General features: G+C 37.7%; 15 protein-coding genes. 10 read left to right on the top strand and 5 right to left on the bottom strand.

All coding sequences use genetic code 11. From position 1 onward, the window contains the following. Positions 1-94: 94 nt before the first annotated feature. Together hpf and eno are read left to right on the top strand one after the other, a co-directional pair. A complete protein-coding gene (gene hpf / locus JW886_RS03730) occupies positions 95-652 on the top strand; it encodes a ribosome hibernation-promoting factor, HPF/YfiA family (RefSeq protein ID WP_075524481.1) in 558 nt (185 codons plus the stop codon). A 187-nt stretch (positions 653-839) separates the two neighbouring features. Next, positions 840-2,141, top strand: coding sequence for a surface-displayed alpha-enolase (gene eno / locus JW886_RS03735; protein WP_075524482.1), 1,302 nt, complete (start codon positions 840-842; stop codon positions 2,139-2,141). A gap of 114 nt (positions 2,142-2,255) precedes the next feature. On the opposite strand, the gene JW886_RS03740 is transcribed toward eno, so the two are convergent. The 4 genes from JW886_RS03740 to JW886_RS03755 form a co-directional block, all read right to left on the bottom strand. Then, positions 2,256-2,927 carry an ABC transporter ATP-binding protein gene (locus JW886_RS03740; protein ID WP_205872340.1) on the bottom strand — a complete coding sequence of 224 codons (672 nt, stop codon included), beginning with the start codon at positions 2,925-2,927 and terminating at the stop codon, positions 2,256-2,258. A gap of 2 nt (positions 2,928-2,929) precedes the next feature. After that, positions 2,930-4,003, bottom strand: coding sequence for an ABC transporter permease (locus JW886_RS03745; protein WP_205872341.1), 1,074 nt, complete (start codon positions 4,001-4,003; stop codon positions 2,930-2,932). Between the two features lie 11 nt (positions 4,004-4,014). Then, positions 4,015-4,584, bottom strand: coding sequence for a TetR/AcrR family transcriptional regulator (locus tag JW886_RS03750; RefSeq protein WP_205872342.1), 570 nt, complete (start codon positions 4,582-4,584; stop codon positions 4,015-4,017). Positions 4,585-4,768: 184 nt separating this feature from the next. Next, positions 4,769-6,292: a class I adenylate-forming enzyme family protein gene (locus JW886_RS03755; protein ID WP_205872343.1), complete on the bottom strand. Its 1,524-nt coding sequence runs from the start codon at positions 6,290-6,292 to the stop codon at positions 4,769-4,771. 205 nt (positions 6,293-6,497) lie between these two features. On the opposite strand from JW886_RS03755, the gene JW886_RS03760 reads away from it, so the two are divergent. From JW886_RS03760 to JW886_RS03790, 7 genes are all read left to right on the top strand, one after another. Further along, complete coding sequence (locus JW886_RS03760) at positions 6,498-7,415, top strand: magnesium transporter CorA family protein (protein ID WP_075524487.1); 918 nt, start codon at positions 6,498-6,500, stop codon at positions 7,413-7,415. Positions 7,416-7,670: 255 nt separating this feature from the next. Next, positions 7,671-10,034 carry a formate C-acetyltransferase gene (gene pflB, locus JW886_RS03765; protein WP_082272271.1) on the top strand — a complete coding sequence of 788 codons (2,364 nt, stop codon included), beginning with the start codon at positions 7,671-7,673 and terminating at the stop codon, positions 10,032-10,034. Positions 10,035-10,168: 134 nt separating this feature from the next. Beyond that, positions 10,169-10,855: a dephospho-CoA kinase gene (coaE, locus tag JW886_RS03770; protein ID WP_205872344.1), complete on the top strand. Its 687-nt coding sequence runs from the start codon at positions 10,169-10,171 to the stop codon at positions 10,853-10,855. Continuing rightward, positions 10,818-12,047 (top strand): multidrug efflux MFS transporter, encoded by a 1,230-nt coding sequence (locus tag JW886_RS03775; RefSeq protein ID WP_205872479.1) that lies wholly within the window; start codon positions 10,818-10,820, stop codon positions 12,045-12,047. Before coaE ends, JW886_RS03775 begins: the two co-directional genes overlap by 38 nt. Beyond that, complete coding sequence (gene rpmG / locus JW886_RS03780; protein WP_075524491.1) at positions 12,048-12,194, top strand: 50S ribosomal protein L33; 147 nt, start codon at positions 12,048-12,050, stop codon at positions 12,192-12,194. 186 nt (positions 12,195-12,380) lie between these two features. Beyond that, on the top strand, positions 12,381-13,625 hold the full coding sequence (locus JW886_RS03785) for an FtsW/RodA/SpoVE family cell cycle protein (RefSeq protein WP_075524492.1): 1,245 nt from the start codon (positions 12,381-12,383) through the stop codon (positions 13,623-13,625). 135 nt (positions 13,626-13,760) lie between these two features. Next, positions 13,761-17,174 (top strand): pyruvate carboxylase, encoded by a 3,414-nt coding sequence (locus JW886_RS03790; RefSeq protein ID WP_205271607.1) that lies wholly within the window; start codon positions 13,761-13,763, stop codon positions 17,172-17,174. 76 nt (positions 17,175-17,250) lie between these two features. Here the strand turns inward: JW886_RS03790 and JW886_RS03795 are convergent, their stop codons facing one another. Continuing rightward, positions 17,251-17,850, bottom strand: a complete 600-nt coding sequence (locus JW886_RS03795) for an ATP-dependent Clp protease proteolytic subunit (RefSeq protein ID WP_075524494.1) — start codon at positions 17,848-17,850, stop codon at positions 17,251-17,253. 193 nt (positions 17,851-18,043) lie between these two features. Between JW886_RS03795 and JW886_RS03800 the strand changes: the two genes are divergently transcribed. Continuing rightward, positions 18,044-18,574, top strand: a complete 531-nt coding sequence (locus tag JW886_RS03800) for a hypothetical protein (RefSeq protein ID WP_205872345.1) — start codon at positions 18,044-18,046, stop codon at positions 18,572-18,574. The last annotated feature ends 129 nt before the right edge of the window (positions 18,575-18,703 follow it).

The raw sequence follows: 18,703 nt of genomic DNA on the forward strand, positions 1-18,703 counted from the left end.
ATTAGATTAGAAATAAAGGAAAGGACAGTTTGAAGAATTCAAATGCTCTGATAGTTATGAAGAGTGAATTATAAAACTGTTGAGAGGTACTCTTATGATCAAATTTAATATTCGTGGCGAAAACGTCGAAGTTACCGATGCAATCCGCGCTTATGTTGAAGATAAAGTTGGCAAACTTGACAAATACTTCAACGATGGTCATGAAGTGACAGCCTATGTTAATCTTAAAGTTTACTCTGATAAACGTGCTAAAGTCGAAGTGACTGTCCCAGCTAAGAATGTAACCTTGCGTGCTGAAGATACTTCACAAGACATGTATTCTTCAGTTGACCTTGTTGAAGAAAAACTGGAACGTCAAATTCGTAAATATAAAACGCGAATGAACCGTAAACCACGTAATGCAGTGCCTACTGGTCAAGCTTTCGGTGATGAATTTGCTCCTCTTGATCAAGCAGATGAAGTGACGGAAGAAAGCAGTGAAATCGTACGTACTAAACATGTGGCCTTAAAACCTATGGATGCGCAAGAAGCAGTGCTTCAAATGGATATGCTTGGACATGACTTCTACGTTTTCACTGATGCAGATACTAATGCTACACATGTGGTGTACCGTCGAGATGATGGACGTTATGGTTTGATTGAAACAGAATAAAATTAAAAGGGATTGGTTTTGCCAATCTCTTTTTTTATCAAAAAGAAAAGGAGAAGAAAAATGTAAGCGCAAACCCTTGTGAAATTCGAGTTTGCAAAGATTTTCACTTGAAAAAAACTTTAAAAAATAGTAAAATCAGAGATGTATTAAGAGTGCAGACGCACTTAAAAATAATAAGGAGACTAAAATGTCAATTATTACTGATATTTATGCTCGCGAAGTCCTTGACTCACGCGGTAACCCAACACTTGAAGTTGAAGTTTACACTGAAGACGGTGCATTCGGTCGCGGTATGGTACCTTCAGGTGCTTCTACTGGTGAACATGAAGCGGTTGAACTTCGTGATGGCGACAAATCTCGCTACAACGGACTTGGTACTCAAAAAGCTGTTGACAACGTAAACAACATCATCGCTGAAGCTATCATCGGTTATGAAGTTACTGACCAACAAGCTATTGACCGTGCAATGATCGCTCTTGACGGTACTGAAAACAAAGGTAAATTGGGAGCTAACGCTATCCTTGGTGTTTCTATCGCTGCTGCGCGTGCTGCTGCTGATGAACTTGGTGTTCCACTTTACAACTACCTTGGCGGATTCAATGCTAAAGTATTGCCAACTCCAATGATGAACATCGTTAACGGTGGTTCTCACTCAGACGCTCCTATCGCTTTCCAAGAATTTATGATCGTACCAGTTGGTGCTCCTACATTCAAAGAAGCACTTCGTTGGGGTGCTGAAATCTTCCACACACTTAAGAAAATTCTTAAAGAACGTGGACTTGAAACAGCTGTCGGTGACGAAGGTGGATTCGCTCCTAAATTCGAAGGTACTGAAGACGGTGTAGAAACTATCCTTAAAGCAATCGAAGCAGCTGGTTACAAAGCTGGTGAAGATGGCGTTATGATCGGTTTCGACTGTGCATCATCAGAATTCTACGAAAACGGTGTTTACGACTATACTAAATTCGAAGGTGAAGGCGGTAAAAAACTTTCAGCTGCTGAACAAGTTGACTACCTTGAAGAACTCGTTTCTAAATACCCAATCATCACTATTGAAGATGGTATGGACGAAAACGACTGGGATGGATGGAAACTCCTCACAGAACGTCTTGGTAAAAAAGTTCAACTCGTTGGTGACGACTTCTTCGTTACAAACACTAAATACCTTGAACGTGGTATCCGTGAAAATGCTTCAAACGCTATCTTGATCAAAGTTAACCAAATTGGTACTTTGACAGAAACTTTCGAAGCTATTGAAATGGCTAAAGAAGCTGGTTTCACAGCAATCGTTTCTCACCGTTCTGGTGAAACTGAAGATTCAACAATCTCAGACATCGCTGTTGCAACTAACGCTGGTCAAATCAAAACTGGTTCACTTTCACGTACAGACCGTATGGCTAAATACAACCAATTGCTTCGTATCGAAGACCAATTGGCTGAAGTGGCTCAATACAAAGGTCTTAAAGCATTCTACAACCTTAAAAAATAAGGTTTATCAACGAATGATTTAGAGATAATCCTTCTCTTTCTTTAGAGAAGGGTTATTTTTTATAAAAAATATTCTATGAAAAAACTACTAGTAAGCTAGTAGTTTTTATTTTATTTAGATTTTTGATAAGAGTCCATCTTCAATCTTATAAACACTGTCGCTATTTTCAATCATCCTTTGGTCATGTGTGACCATGATTGTTGCCTTGTTCTTTAAATGAGCTTCTTGTCTTAATAATTCAACAACCTGATAAGCATGTTCAGTGTCTAAACTTGCGGTTGGTTCATCGGCCAAAATTAAATTTGGTTCATTAAAGAGGGCACGAGCAATGGCTGCCCTTTGACGTTCCCCTCCCGAAAGCTCACTTGGATATTTATTATTAAGGTCTAAAATATCAAGTGATTTAAGAAGTTCACTCCCTTTTTTAGAAGTTAGTTTTTCGTGATTGATTTTATCAATTAATAGAAATTGCTCTTCAAGGGTTAAATAAGGAATCAAATTAGAACTTTGGAGGATGAAACCTATTTCTTTAAATCTAAGTTTGGAACGCTCTTTTTCAGAAAGTGGAGTAAAGTCTAACCCATTAATGGACATTTTTCCAGAAGATGGACTTTGCAATCCACCTGCAATTGTGAGAAATGTACTTTTGCCTGATCCGGATGGACCAATAATTGAAACAAATTCTCCTTGATTGACTGCTAAATCAATTCCTTTGAGTGCCTGAATCTCATTATGACCACTCCCAAAAGATTTTTTTACATTTTCCATTTTAAGAATTGTTGTCATTTTTAACCTCCAATTGCTTTTGTTGGGTCAATTTTACGGATAGTAATGAGTGAAAAAAGCGACCCAATCATTGATACGATGATGAGAATTAAAGTATAGAGCAACCAGTTTGTAAGACTAATTTCAAATGGCATTGCATCGGGTAAGATAAAGCTAGTTCCATAACTTGCTATAAAAGCAACGAAGACGCCAACTAAACTAATGATAAAGCTTTGACCAAGTAAAGAGTTCATTATTATGCGATTTGAAATTCCTTGGGCTTTCATTATGCCAAAAATCGGAACTTTTTGAAGAGTTATGACATACATAAAGACTCCAATAATCAACAGTACAATCAGAAATAAGAAGTAAATCATTGCGCTGAGTGTCATATTTTGAGCAGAATAACCTGGAATATCGTTAATTAAATCAGAAATAGAGATGACTTTATATTGATTTGAAATAGAAGAATCAATCTTAACTTTCCCAGATTTTACAACGACAGCATTAACAGAAGAAGTTGAAGTACTTTTTTCACCAAACTTTATCTGATTCAAAGCGGAAAATGAGGTATAGATAACAGGCGAGGCAGAATAAGAAGAGGCTTTTGAAATTCCGACAATTTTTATTTTAATATTATTATTTCCCACGGAAACTTCTTGACCGATTTTATATCCTTGATTTGCCAGTTTTTTCGAGATAATCATTTCTAAATGATTGTCAGTAAATTTTTTCCCCTCAAGAACTTCTGGCATGATTTTAGAGCTATCAGGCAGGGCAATGATAGCGATATTATCTCGCTCGCTTTTTGATTGACGCATAGAAGTAGAAAACAAAGATAATTCTGAACCATTTTCTACATGAATATTACTTAAATCATCAGAAGTAATTTGTGAAGCAGAAATAATATTATTTGAACTTGTTGATAAAACAACTTTTTCGGCTTGCCAATCAAGGACGGCTTGTTTAAATTGACTGGCAAGTCCTACAGATAGACCAGATAGTATAAAGACTACATAAGCGATTAAAAAAATAATGGCTCCGATTAAGGTGTAGCGAGCCTTGTTATAACGTATTTCTCTCAATGCTAAAAACATCAAATCTCCTTTCAGCTTTTTCTATCAGTAATATAATTAAGTAAACCTGCGGTGACTAATTTGATTTCTTTATCATAATTTTCAATAAAAGTTTTCTTAGTCCAATTTTCACTGAATAATCTGTAAATGAGGTTATGAACAACTGATTTTAAGACTTGTGAAACTGGATTATTATTTTCACTAGCTGGGACAGTTGCTGAACTTTTGGGTTTCCAATCTCTTTCAAGTTCATAAGTCCAATCTAAAAATCGATATTTATAAAGTTGATATTGAGGAGAATCAATTAAATTTTCAAGAAGGAGATATTTGTATTTATCTAGCGCCTCTTCAATGGAATTATCTTTTAATAAATTAAAAAATAAATCATGAATTTCAAGGGTTTCTTGCGAGAGGACATAGAAATAGGCATCTTTTAAATCTTCAAAATACTGATAAAAACTCCCTCTCGGAATATCAAGCGCTTTTACGATGTGCATGATTTTTGCCTCGTGAAAAGAATGTGTTTGAAATTCATTTAAACAGGCATTATATACGCGATTGCGTTTTTCATCAGATAGACTAAAATAGGTTGATTTAGGCATTTTTTCTCCAATTCATTCAATTTATGACACTGTGTCATTTATTAAATTCTAACAAATAAATTGATTAACATCAATTATTTAAATTTTTTAAGCAAAAAAACTACTGACAGTTTTGTCAGTAGTTTTGTTAATAAATTTACTGTGAATAAGTGGCTGACAGTTCTGTCAGTAAAGTTATGAACACTTATTTAGCTAACTCTTTTTCAAGAGCTAATCGTTGAACTTTCATTGTTGCTGTACGAGGAATTTCATCGTAAGCCATAAGAATAGGTTCATTTAAAAATGGCAAATCAACAATTGAAGCCCACCAAGCTGACCAATCCATTTCCGCATTTTCAGCTAGAGCCAAAATAGGTTGTGGTTTACCAGATTTATCACGAATAATCACCACTTCATCTAAGAAGTCATGTTGGTCTAACAGAAGATCTTCAATTGCCAAATTAGATTCTATTTTATCGATTAAATCAACTTGCCGGTCATGTAAAAAGAGAATTCCGTCTTCATTCATGAGGCCCCAATCGCCAGTATCCCACCAGTCACCATAGACTTCTTTATCAAAACGTTCTTCTTCTTTATAGTAAGTCAAAGCTCTCCCCTTTGAGAGGAAGTGGATTCTTCCAGGCGTACCTGCAGGACATTCATTTCCATTTTCATCGGCAATACGTGCTTTAGATAATCCAGGCATACCAATCCCCATTTCACGGGCATTCGTGTCTGCTAAAGTTGATAAACGATGCTTTTTCCAAATCATTGGGCCACATTCTGATTGTCCATAAATTTGTAGGAAGACTGGCTTTTTTTGCTTAGAGGCAGAAAGAAAAGTGTGCATTGTCTCTTTATTAATTGCATCAAAAGTTGAGTGAAGGTAACGAATTGAAGCAAATATGTCAGGGTCTTGCTTTGCAAGATTTGCTAAACGAACAAAATCGTTTGGATGAGTTTCAAAGGCATAAGGCTGATGTTTAGCAAAAAGATTGACAAGATTATCTTTTGCTAAATCATTGAGGGGCATAAGGCCAAACCCAAAGGTCATTGCTGATGAAACCCCTATATTGAAACGAGAATGAACAGGAGAAATATGGAAAGCTAAAATCTCTTCCTTATCAGGCATCCAATCCATTACAGTTCTTTGAAGCACCCAACGCCAACCCATTGAATTAGCAGAGTGAGCGATTAATTTTGGTACACCAGTTGTTCCAGAAGTATGAGTGAGATAAGCAATCTCATCACTGGCCAATTGCTGACTGTCAGCAATTTGAGTGGGTTTTTCCAAAGCAAATTTACTGACAGCAAGTTTTTTAGAATCTTCAATATTTTTCATTTCATTGACAGTTCTGTCAGTAACTTGGTCATAAATGAGCCAAGGCTCATCTAGACGTCCAGCTAAAATGTCCATTGTTTCGGCAGGAAGATGATAAGAAATCATTGCTGGAACAGCGCCTAAATAAGAAATAGCAACCGCTAAAAGATAGGTATCAAAGGCACTAGATTTAAAAATAATGACTTTATCCGATTTTTTGATTCCCAGCTCAGCTAGGAGACTTGCCTTATCAACAATGGCTTGATGAGTCTTTTGATAAGTCGTTTCAAGAGCTAGTTCAGGGAAAGCTCCAACAGCCTCATCAAAGATAATTGGGCTATCCGGAAACTGTTCAGCTGATTTTTTAAAGTTTAGATAGAGATTCAATGGTTCATGTTTAAAGTTCAAAATCATACTCCTCAAGGTTAGTATGTTTATTGTATCACAAACTATAGGAGACACCAATACATTTATTAATGACAATTTGATTAAACACTTTACAGAAAAAGAAGCGAAAAACCCTACATCGGACACAAATGAATGATTTTCTGCTACAATTGAATATGATAAGAGCTGATGGGTTCTTTTAAAAGCTGTAAGCGAGTATGAATGAATGATAAAAAACTATGAATTATCTCCTGATAAAAAACTAATCTCTACATCTGAAATGAAAAATTTTACTTATGTGTTAAACCCAACACGTGAGGAAATCGGCACTGTTTCTGAGTATTATGACTTTCCCTTTGACTATTTGTCAGGTATTCTTGATGATTACGAAAATGCCCGTTTTGAAACGGATGATAATGATAATAATCTGATCTTGTTACAATATCCAGCTGTTTCTAATTATGGAGAAGTCGCTACTTTTCCTTATTCTCTAGTCTGGACTAAAAATGAATCTGTTATTCTAGCCCTCAACCATGATATTGATAACGAAGCGCTTTTTAGCCGAGAATATGATACGAAACGTTACAAGCACCAACTTATTTTTCAAGTAATGTATCAGATGACCCATACTTATCATGATTATTTACGTGATTTTCGTATTCGACGGAGGAAACTTGAAGTGGGGATCAAAAATTCGACAAAAAACGACCAAATTGTTGATATGATTGCTATTCAGGCTAGTCTAATTTACTTTGAAGATGCACTACACAATAATCGTGAAGTACTTCAAAATTTTATAGATTACTTGCGTGAAGATGATGAAGACGGTTTTGCTGAAAAAATCTATGATATTTTTGTCGAAACAGATCAAGCTTATACAGAAACGAAAATTCAGTTGAAATTATTAGAAAATCTCAGAGATTTGTTCTCAAATATTGTAAGTAACAATCTGAATATCGTTATGAAAATTATGACTTCAGCTACCTTTGTTTTGGGGATACCAGCAGTTATTGTTGGATTTTACGGGATGAACGTCCCAATTCCTGGGCAGGATTTGAGATGGATGGTCTGGGCAATTTTCTTTGTTGGAATTTTGGTCTGTGGCTGGGTGACCTGGCTGTTACACCGCAAAGATATGTTATAAAGAGCTAGGAGCTCTTTTTTTCTTTGTGAAAAATTTCATTAGAAATGAAAGGGTTTGATTTCCAGTGTCTTGACTCTACTTTCTTTGTGAAATTAACGCGAATTATTCTTTAAAATACTGATACAGTTTTTAAGATAACGCTTACTGTATTAGTAAAGAATCTCAAATTTCTTATTGTTTGCGCTTGCTATTGCGTAACTGTATGATATAATGAAAGAGTAATTTGAAACAGAAAGAACGAAGGAGATTTCTAAAATGAAAACCGAAGTTACTGAAAATATTTTTGAGCAAGCCTGGGAAGGTTTTAAAGGAACGGACTGGCGTGATAAAGCCAGTGTAACACGTTTTGTGCAAGATAACTACAATCCTTATGACGGAGATGAAAGTTTCCTTGCTGGTCCTACTGAGCGCACGCTTAAAGTAAAAAAAATTATTGAAGATACAAAAGCACACTACGAAGAAGTAGGTTTCCCGTTTGATACGGATGTAGTGACTTCTATCGATAAAATTCCTGCTGGCTATATTGATCCAAATGATAAAGATCTTGAATTGATTTATGGTATGCAAAATAAAGAGTTGTTCCGTTTGAACTTTATGCCTAAAGGGGGACTTCGTGTTGCTGAAAAGATTTTGACAGAACATGGTCTTTCAGTAGATCCTCAATTGCACGAAGTTTTGTCTCAAACTATGACTTCCGTAAATGATGGAATCTTCCGCGCTTACACTTCAGCAATCCGTAAAGCACGTCATGCGCATACCGTAACAGGATTGCCAGATGCCTACTCTCGTGGACGTATCATTGGTGTTTATGCTCGTCTTGCACTTTATGGTGCTGATTACCTTATGAAAGAAAAAGCACGTGAATGGGACGCAATCACTGAAATTAACGATGAAAATATTCGTCTTAAAGAAGAAATTAACATGCAGTACCAAGCGTTGCAACAAGTTGTAAACTTTGGTGCTTTGTATGGTCTTGATGTTTCACGTCCAGCGATGAATGTGAAAGAAGCTATCCAATGGGTTAACATCGCTTATATGGCTGTATGTCGTGTTATCAACGGTGCTGCAACTTCACTTGGACGTGTGCCAATCGTTCTTGATATCTTTGCAGAACGTGACCTTGCTCGTGGAACATTCACTGAACAAGAAATCCAAGAATTTGTTGACGATTTCGTATTGAAACTTCGTACAATGAAATTTGCTCGTGCTGCTGCTTACGATGAACTTTACTCTGGTGACCCAACATTCATCACAACATCTATGGCTGGTATGGGTAATGACGGACGTCACCGTGTTACTAAAATGGACTACCGTTTCTTGAATACCCTTGATACAATCGGTAATGCTCCAGAACCAAACTTGACGGTCCTTTGGGATTCTAAACTCCCATATGCTTTCAAACGTTATGCAATGTCTATGAGCCACAAACACTCATCTATCCAATATGAAGGTGTTGAAACAATGGCTAAGGATGGATATGGTGAAATGTCATGTATCTCATGTTGTGTCTCACCACTTGATCCAGAAAATGAAGATGGACGTCACAACCTCCAATACTTTGGTGCGCGTGTCAATGTCTTGAAAGCAATGTTGACTGGTTTGAATGGTGGTTATGATGACGTTCATAAAGATTATAAAGTATTCGACATCGAACCAGTACGTGATGAAATCCTCGATTATGATACTGTAATGGATAATTTTGATAAATCATTGGATTGGTTGACTGATACTTATGTTGATGCGATGAATATCATCCACTACATGACTGATAAATACAACTATGAAGCAGTTCAAATGGCCTTCTTGCCAACTAAAGTTCGTGCTAACATGGGATTTGGTATCTGTGGATTCGCAAATACAGTTGATTCACTTTCAGCAATTAAATATGCTAAAGTTAAAACTTTGCGTGATGAAAATGGCTATATCTACGATTATGAAGTAGAAGGTGATTTCCCTCGTTATGGTGAAGATGATGACCGTGCCGATGATATTGCTAAACTTGTCATGAAAATGTACCATCAAAAATTGTCTTCTCATAAACTTTACAAGAATGCTGAAGCAACTGTATCACTCTTGACAATTACTTCAAATGTGGCTTACTCTAAACAAACTGGTAATTCTCCAGTGCATAAAGGGGTATTCCTCAATGAAGATGGTACAGTCAACAAATCTAAACTTGAATTCTTCTCACCAGGTGCTAACCCATCTAACAAGGCTAAAGGTGGATGGTTGCAAAACCTTCGCTCATTAGCTAAATTGGAATTCAAAGACGCTAATGACGGTATCTCATTGACTACCCAAGTTTCTCCACGTGCCCTTGGTAAAACACGTGATGAACAAGTGGATAACTTGGTTCAAATTCTTGACGGTTACTTCACACCAGGTGCTTTGATTAATGGTACTGAATTTGCTGGTCAACACGTTAACTTGAACGTTATGGACCTTAAAGATGTTTACGATAAAATCATGCGTGGTGAAGATGTCATCGTTCGTATCTCTGGTTACTGTGTCAATACGAAATACCTCACACCAGAACAAAAACAAGAATTGACTGAACGTGTCTTCCACGAAGTGCTTTCAAATGATGATGAAGAAGTAATGCACACTTCAAACATCTAATGACTTATGATAATTTAATGAAAAACCTGTCAGCTTTGATGACAGGTTTTTCTGATTCTAACAACTTAAAATAAATAGTTTTTTAACTATTAATTCTAGTTTCGTAAACCTAAAAAATATGCTAAAATAGATGAATGAAAAAAGTTATCGGATTGACTGGTGGGATTGCGAGTGGAAAATCAACGGTGGTTGATTTTTTGATTTCTAAAGGTTACCAAGTGATTGATGCAGACCAAGTGGTTCGCCAATTGCAGCTTCCAGGTGGGAAATTATATGAGGCCATTGTTTCACATTTTGGGCGTGATTTTATTGATAGTAGTGGCCAACTTGATCGAGCGAAACTAGGAAAGTTGGTTTTTGCGGATCCTAATAAACGACAAGAGTTATCAACAATTCAAGATGACATTATTCGTCAAGAACTTTATGCTCAAAGGGCGCGCTTATTAGAAAAAACGGAGATAGCAACAGCTTCTGGGGATAAGAAATTTGCTGATCATTTACTGATGGCGCCGTCAGTAGATGAAGTATTTTTCATGGATATTCCACTGCTTCTTGAATATAACTATACTGGCTTTGATGAAATTTGGTTGGTCTATATTGATGAAACTACGCAATTAGAACGCTTAATGGCTCGTAATCATTTCACAAAAGAAGAAGCCAAGCAACGCATCGCGGCACAAATGCCTTTGTGGAAAAAACGAGAAGTAGCCGATCGTATTCTGGATAATTCAGGAAGCATCGCAGAGCTAGAAAAACAAGTGGAGGATGCATTAATGCAGTTAAATAGAAAAAAGAGAGGTAAATCAAACGAAAACTGTTAATTGGAAAAGAAACTTATTCATCACGTGGATTGGCTGTTTCTTTGTAGGCTCTTCTTTTTCGTTGGTGATGCCTTTTTTACCCTTATACATCCAAGGTCTAGGTGTCAAAGGAGGAAATGTTGAGCTTTATTCTGGCTTGGCTTTTTCTTTGACTGCTCTAGCTTCCGGACTGGTGGCACCCATCTGGGGAAGATTAGCCGATGAACATGGCCGTAAAGTAATGATGGTGCGCGCAAGTATTGTAATGACCCTGACGATGGGTGGGCTTGCTTTTGTCCCCAATGTTTGGTGGTTGCTGGGTTTGCGTTTGTTGATGGGCTTTTTTTCAGGTTATATTCCTAATTCGACTGCAATGATTGCTTCGCAGGCCCCCAAAGATAAATCGGGTTATGCTCTAGGTACTTTGTCAACGGCGATGGTTTCTGGAACACTAATTGGTCCTTCACTAGGAGGTTTATTAGCGCAGTGGTTCGGGATGTCCAACGTCTTTTTAATCGTTGGCGGGCTGCTCGCTTTGGCGACTTTTTTGACCATTTTCTTTGTACATGAAAACTTTGAACCTGTGCCAAAAGGAGAAATGCTCTCTAGTAAGGAAATTATCAATAAAGTGAGCAATAAACAAATTCTTTTTGGCTTATTGGTGACTACTTTTATCATTCAGATTACTTCTCAGTCTATCGAACCATTTGTTACTTTGTATATCAAGACTTTAACAACAAACACGAATAATTTGATGTTTATATCGGGTTTGATCGTTTCAGCGGTGGGGCTTTCTGCCATGCTTTCCTCTAGTTTTCTGGGGCGTTTGGGAGATAAATATGGTTCGCATCGCTTGATACTGATTGGCCTTGTCTTCACTTTCGTGATTTATTTACCAATGGCTCTTGTTCAAAATCCTTGGCAACTGGGGATATTACGCTTTCTTCTTGGTTTTGGAACTGGAGCTTTGATGCCTTCAGTCAACTCTTTGTTATCTAAGATTACGCCAAAAGAGGGGGTTAGTCGGATTTTTGCTTATGCTCAAATGTGTTCGAACCTCGGCATGGTAACAGGCCCGCTAGTCGGATCAGCCATCGCGGGTTATATTAGCTATCGTGCAGCTATAGTAGGAACAAGTCTATTTGTGGTAGTAAATATCATTTGGTCTTTCATCAATTTTCGAAAGTATCTGGGGAGACGGAGTATTTTATAAATGAGAATAAAAATCACATTACGCTGCACTTCATGTGGCAATAAGAATTATATCAGTAGTAAAAACAAAGCAACGCATCCAGAAAAAGTTGAGACCATGAAATTTTGTCCTAAGGAAAGGCTGGTAACCCTTCACCGCGAGGAATAACATGAATAAAAGTTACTGACAGCTCTGTCAGTAACAAAAAACATCTGTCAGTAGTCCTTGAGAGATGTTTTTTTAATTTATCGGATTAAGGGGTGAAAATTATTCATTTAACTGAAAATCCTTTCAAAAAAATGATATAATAAAAAAGATAAAATGAAGACGAAGATATATGAGATGATTTAAATAATGAGAAATGGATTAAAAAAAGCAAACTTCTTAAACTATTCTATTCTGATACCCTACCTGATGCTGTCAGCTATTGGAATTGTTATGGTTTTTTCAGCGACAGTACCTTATCAACTTACCAGGGGGCTTTCACCCTATCGACTAGTTATTACACAATCTGCTTTCATGATGCTAAGTTTCGTAGTGATTGCCATTATTTATCGGATGAAGCTTAAAGCTCTGAAAAGTAAAGGAATGCTCCTTTTTATTTGGATTATGCTGGTTTTATCTATGATTGCTGCACGCCTGTTTTTCCCTCCGGTAAATGGAGCACATGGCTGGATTCCAATCCCGGGTGTGGGAACAATCCAGCCAGCAGAATATGCCAAAGTATTTGTGATTTGGTATCTTGCTTCAGTGTTTTCTAGAAAACAAGAGGCTATTTCCACTGGTGATGTCCAGGAACTCTTTAAAGGGAAAAGCCTTTTTCAGCGCCTCTTTGGCGATTGGCGCTTACCAGTAATCAGTCTCTTGCTTCTTGATATCATCATGCCTGATATGGGGAATGCAGTCATACTCGCTGCCTTAGTCATGGTAATGGTGGGAGCTAGTGGGATTTCTTGGCGTTGGTTCAGCGGCTATGGCAAAATTATTTTGACAGTAGCGGTAGCTTTCTTAGGGCTTTTATTCGCGACAGGAGGACATCTGATTCCCTCGTTCCTACCGATTTCATATATTAACGCTCGTTTTAAAGCTTTTGTTAATCCTTTTAGTGATTTAGCCAACTCGGGTCACCAGCTTGCAAACTCTTACTATGCCATTGTTAATGGGGGTTGGGTTGGTCGTGGTTTAGGAAATTCTATCGAAAAAAATGGCTATTTACCTGAAGCACACACTGACTTTATTTTTGCGATTGTGGTGGAAGAATTAGGTGTGATCGGAGGGATTCTGATTCTTGGGATTTTATTTTTCTTGATTGTACGAATACTTTTGGTAGGAATAAGAGCGCGGAATCCTTTCAATTCCCTTATGACTATTGGGATAAGTGCCATGTTTTTGATTCAGGTCTTCATTAACGTGGGGGGAGCAATTGGCTTGATTCCTGAAACGGGGGTTACTTTTCCTTTCTTGTCCCAAGGGGGATCATCTTTTCTAGTGCTCTCGCTAGGGATTGCCTTTGCTTTAAATATCTCAGCTGATGAAAAGCGGCGGGAAGTCTCTGAACTTTCAAACCGCTATGGTTCTTTGAGTAATGAGAGCAACTGACCAACTGGTCAGTTGTTCAAAAGTATTCAAAAATACTATCATTAAAGATTTCAGTGCAGCCAATGCATGCTTTAGGTAAGAAAAGTGTGTCAATCAGGGCTGATTTTCTTTAAAACCAAAAATAAGGAGTTCAATGTGAAAAAACTGCTCGTGGCCAATCGTGGCGAAATAGCTGTTCGTGTCTTCCGTGCTTGTAATGAGCTCGGCCTTTCAACAGTAGCCGTTTATGCAAGAGAAGACGAATATTCTGTTCATCGCTTTAAAGCGGATGAATCTTATTTAATTGGTCAAGGAAAAAAACCAATTGATGCTTATTTAGACATGGATGATATCATTCGTGTAGCACTTGATGCCGGAGCGGATGCCATCCACCCTGGTTATGGGCTCTTATCAGAGAACCTCGAATTTGCTACAAAAGTGCGTGCAGCAGGGCTTATTTTTGTTGGACCAGACCTTCATCATTTAGATATTTTTGGAGATAAGATTAAAGCAAAAGCAGCAGCAGACGCTGCCAAGGTTCCTGGTATTCCAGGGACGAATGGTGCGGTCGACATCGAAGGCGCATTAGAGTTTGCAGCTACCTATGGCTATCCTGTTATGATTAAGGCTGCACTTGGCGGTGGTGGCCGCGGGATGCGTGTTGCGCGGAATGAATCTGAGATGCGCGACGGCTACGCACGTGCAAAATCAGAGGCTATCGGTGCGTTTGGTTCTGGGGAAATTTATGTTGAAAAATATATTGAAAATCCTAAACATATTGAAGTACAAATCCTTGGCGACAGTCATGGGAATATTGTTCATTTGTACGAAAGAGACTGCTCCGTTCAACGGCGTAACCAAAAAGTGATTGAGATTGCGCCAGCGGTAGGCTTGTCTGAAGCATTTCGTAAAGAGATATGCGAAGCAGCAGTCAAACTTTGTAAGAATGTTGGATATATCAATGCGGGTACGGTTGAATTCTTAGTAAAAGACGACCAATTTTACTTCATCGAGGTCAATCCCCGTGTACAAGTGGAACATACAATTACAGAATTGGTAACCGGAGTTGATATTGTCCAAGCACAAATTTTGATTGCTCAAGGAAAAGATCTCCATAAAGAGATTGGTCTTCCTCAACAGGACCAAATCCCTCTTTTAGGCTCTGCTATACAGTGCCGCATTACGACGGAAGACCCTGAAAATGGCTTTTTACCAGATACAGGAAAGATTGATACTTATCGTTCACCAGGTGGCTTTGGGATTCGTTTAGATGTTGGCAATGCTTATGCGGGTTACGAAGTGACGCCTTATTTTGACTCTTTGTTGGTAAAAGTTTGTACGTTTGCTAATGATTTTAAGGATAGTGTTCGAAAAATGCAACGTGTTCTTCGTGAATTCCGTATTCGTGGAGTTAAAACCAACATTCCATTTTTAATGAATGTTATTGAGAATGAAAACTTCACAAGTGGACAAGCTACAACAACATTCATTGATAACACACCAAGCCTCTTTAACTTTCCACGTCTACGAGATCGTGGGACAAAGACCTTGCATTATCTTTCGACCATCACTGTAAATGGTTTCCCAGGTATTGAAAATACTGAAAAACGGCATTTTGATACCCCACGTCAACCAGAGTTATTGATTGAAAAGAAAAAGACAGCTAAAAATATTTTAGATGAGCAAGGTGCAGATGCGGTTGTGGATTTTGTCAAAAATACTAAAGAAGTTCTTTTGACTGATACTACCTTACGTGATGCACATCAATCACTTTTAGCTACCCGTTTGCGTCTGCAAGATATGAAGGGAATAGCTTCCGCTATTGATCAAGGTTTACCTGAGCTTTTCTCTGCTGAAATGTGGGGTGGTGCAACCTTTGATGTTGCCTATCGCTTCCTCAATGAATCTCCATGGTACCGTCTTCGTAAGCTTCGTAAACTGATGCCAAACACGATGTTCCAAATGCTTTTCCGCGGCTCAAATGCCGTAGGTTATCAAAATTATCCGGATAATGTTATTGAAGAATTTATTCGTGTAGCTGCCAAAGAAGGCATTGATGTTTTTCGAATTTTTGACAGTTTAAACTGGTTACCACAAATGGAAAAATCAATCCAAGCAGTACGTGATGCAGGGAAAATTGCAGAAGCTACGATTTGTTACACAGGGGATATCCTTGACCCAACTCGCCCTAAATATAGCATTCAATACTACAAAGATTTAGCTAAAGAATTGGAAGCAACTGGGGCTCATATTTTAGCTGTCAAAGATATGGCCGGAGTTTTGAAACCACAAGCAGCTTATCGCTTGATTTCTGAGTTGAAAGAGACAGTTGACTTACCTATCCACTTACATACGCATGATACATCTGGAAATGGAATTATCACTTATTCGGGTGCGACACAAGCGGGTGTTGATATTATTGATGTTGCAACAGCCAGTCTTGCTGGGGGAACTTCTCAGCCATCAATGCAGTCCATCTACTATGCTCTTGAGCATGGTCCACGTCATGCAGCGATTAATGTCAAAAATGCAGAGCAAATCGACCATTATTGGGAAGATGTACGTAAGTACTATGCTCCCTTTGAAGCTGGCATTACGAGCCCTCAAACAGAAGTCTATATGCACGAGATGCCTGGTGGACAATATACTAACCTCAAATCACAGGCTAAAGCTGTCGGACTTGGGCACCGTTTTGATGAAATTAAAGCCATGTATCGCACTGTCAATATGATGTTTGGTGATATTATTAAAGTGACACCATCTTCCAAAGTAGTGGGCGATATGGCGCTCTTTATGATTCAAAACGAGTTAAATGAAGAAGACGTTTATGCACGTGGTAGCGAACTAAACTTCCCAGAATCAGTTGTTTCATTCTTCCGAGGTGATTTGGGACAACCTGTCGGAGGTTTTCCAGAGAAACTTCAACACATTATTGTGAAGGATAAAGCAGTTCTGGCTGATCGACCTGGTCTGCATGCAGAAAAAGTTGATTTTGCTGCTGTTAAAGCCGAACTCGCAGAAAAAATTGGCTACCAACCTGGTGATCATGAAGTTATTTCTTACATTATGTACCCACAAGTTTTCTTGGATTACCAAAAAATGCAACGGGAATTTGGTGCGGTGACACTGCTAGATACGCCTACCTTCCTTCATGGAATGCGTTTAGGAGAAAGTATCGAAGTCCAAATTGAAAAGGGGAAAACACTCAGTATTCGCCTTGATGAAATTGGTGAGCCAGATTTGGCAGGGAATCGTGTTCTCTTCTTTAATCTGAATGGACAACGTCGTGAAGTCGTTATTAATGACCAATCTGTACAAACGCAAGTTGTTGCTAAACGCAAGGCTGAAACAGGAAATCCAAACCAAATCGGAGCAACGATGCCTGGTTCAGTTTTAGAAATTCTTGTACAAGCTGGTGATAAAGTTTCAAAAGGTCAAGCACTGATGGTCACTGAGGCGATGAAGATGGAAACAACGATTGAAGCGCCATTCGATGCTGAAATTAAAGAAATTTTTGTCATTAAAGGTGAAGCCATTCAAACACAAGACCTGTTGATTGAATTACTCTAAAAAAAAACTTACTGACAGAGCTGTCAGTAAGTTTTTATACTAAAAAAGACAACTTTAAGTTGTCTTTTTAAATGCTTTATTTTAAAGAATTATTTTCCATGATTTCATCAATAAAACCATATTCTAAAGTTTCTTTAGCGTCCATCCAGTGATCACGTTCAGCATCCTTATGAATTTGTTCCAAAGATTTACCAGAATTATCAGCTAGGATTTGTTCCAGACGTTTACGTGTTTTTAAAAGTTGTTCCGCAACGATGGCCATATCTGTTTGTTGAGTACCTTGTCCTGCACCACCCATTGGTTGGTGGATGAGGTACTCAGCGTTTGGTAACATGAAACGTTTACCTTTAGTACCACTAGAGGCGATGATTGTTCCCATAGAAGCAGCCATTCCCATTACAATCGTTTGTACGTCAGATTTGATAAAATTCATTGTGTCGACAATGGCAAGCCCAGCTGACACAGACCCCCCAGGCGTATTGACATAGAGGTAGATGTCTTTCGTATTATCTTGCGCATCAAGAAATAGTAGTTGTGCAATAATACTGTTGGCCATACCGTCTTCGACTGGACCTGTTAACATGATGATACGGTCTTTCAAAAGACGTGAGTAGATATCATAAGCGCGTTCACCACGGCTTGATTGTTCAATAACAGTAGGGACTAAGTAACCCATAAATTGAATCTCCTTTTAAATAAGATCTGAATATTTCTCTTTCAAGAAACGATTCAGTGTTTTTATTAGTTACTATTATAACGCATTGGTCAAAAAAGGTCAAAGAAAATACTTTTAAGGTTTTTTTGAATAAAAGTGCAATAAAAAAGAGCTTTGACTTTCTTAACGCTTTCAAATTTGTTATAATATTCTCATGAATACAGAACTTATTATTGCAATGATCTTTGGTTTAATTATTGGTGCATGGCTGATGGTAGCAGGGATTTACATCTACAAGATTTATGATGAAAACCGCTATAAAAAGCGTCTAACAATTGAAAAATTACTTCGGGAAATTGAAGTCCGTAATACGCTCAATCAAAAAATAATCGAAATTTTGAATCGCCCAATTACAGGTGATGATAAGGCCTTGATTAACCCGCAGAGTGACGTAAAAGTCCCTTTTTATGATTATAATTTTTTGAAAAATTATACTTCCATGTATAATTTATACATTCCAACTTACTTTTTGAATACCTTCTTTAAAAAATTATCACATCATTTGGCTGTTTTTGACGATGAGCAAGACTTGAAAAATGGAGGGTATATTTTTAAAGAATCACGCTCAATTTTTGAAAATTTCTCAGTAGAAATTACAGACGACATTGAAGCTAAAAAGAGAGAGCTCCAAAAGGCGAAAAACGTTTATCCTGCAATGCTTAAAAAGCAACATTATAACATTTAATAACCATAAAAAAAGCACTTATTTTAGGGTGTTTTTTTCTTTTTTAATTTTTGAAAATAATTATGAAAAAACTTTGAAAAGGTCTTTTTTTAAGTTTATAAATGTGGTATAATTGTACAATCATTGATG

The organism is Lactococcus taiwanensis (assembly GCF_017068355.1).
GTDB classification, from domain to species: Bacteria; Bacillota; Bacilli; order Lactobacillales; family Streptococcaceae; genus Lactococcus; species Lactococcus taiwanensis.

Coding starts and splice junctions, on each gene's coding strand:
- hpf (WP_075524481.1), top strand. CDS start 95: ATGATCAAATTTAATATTCGTGGCGAAAACGTCGAAGTTACCGATGCA.
- eno (WP_075524482.1), top strand. CDS start 840: ATGTCAATTATTACTGATATTTATGCTCGCGAAGTCCTTGACTCACGC.
- JW886_RS03740 (WP_205872340.1), bottom strand. CDS start 2,927: ATGACAACAATTCTTAAAATGGAAAATGTAAAAAAATCTTTTGGGAGT.
- JW886_RS03745 (WP_205872341.1), bottom strand. CDS start 4,003: ATGTTTTTAGCATTGAGAGAAATACGTTATAACAAGGCTCGCTACACC.
- JW886_RS03750 (WP_205872342.1), bottom strand. CDS start 4,584: ATGCCTAAATCAACCTATTTTAGTCTATCTGATGAAAAACGCAATCGC.
- JW886_RS03760 (WP_075524487.1), top strand. CDS start 6,498: ATGATAAAAAACTATGAATTATCTCCTGATAAAAAACTAATCTCTACA.
- pflB (WP_082272271.1), top strand. CDS start 7,671: ATGAAAACCGAAGTTACTGAAAATATTTTTGAGCAAGCCTGGGAAGGT.
- coaE (WP_205872344.1), top strand. CDS start 10,169: ATGAAAAAAGTTATCGGATTGACTGGTGGGATTGCGAGTGGAAAATCA.
- rpmG (WP_075524491.1), top strand. CDS start 12,048: ATGAGAATAAAAATCACATTACGCTGCACTTCATGTGGCAATAAGAAT.
- JW886_RS03785 (WP_075524492.1), top strand. CDS start 12,381: ATGAGAAATGGATTAAAAAAAGCAAACTTCTTAAACTATTCTATTCTG.
- JW886_RS03795 (WP_075524494.1), bottom strand. CDS start 17,850: ATGGGTTACTTAGTCCCTACTGTTATTGAACAATCAAGCCGTGGTGAA.
- JW886_RS03800 (WP_205872345.1), top strand. CDS start 18,044: ATGAATACAGAACTTATTATTGCAATGATCTTTGGTTTAATTATTGGT.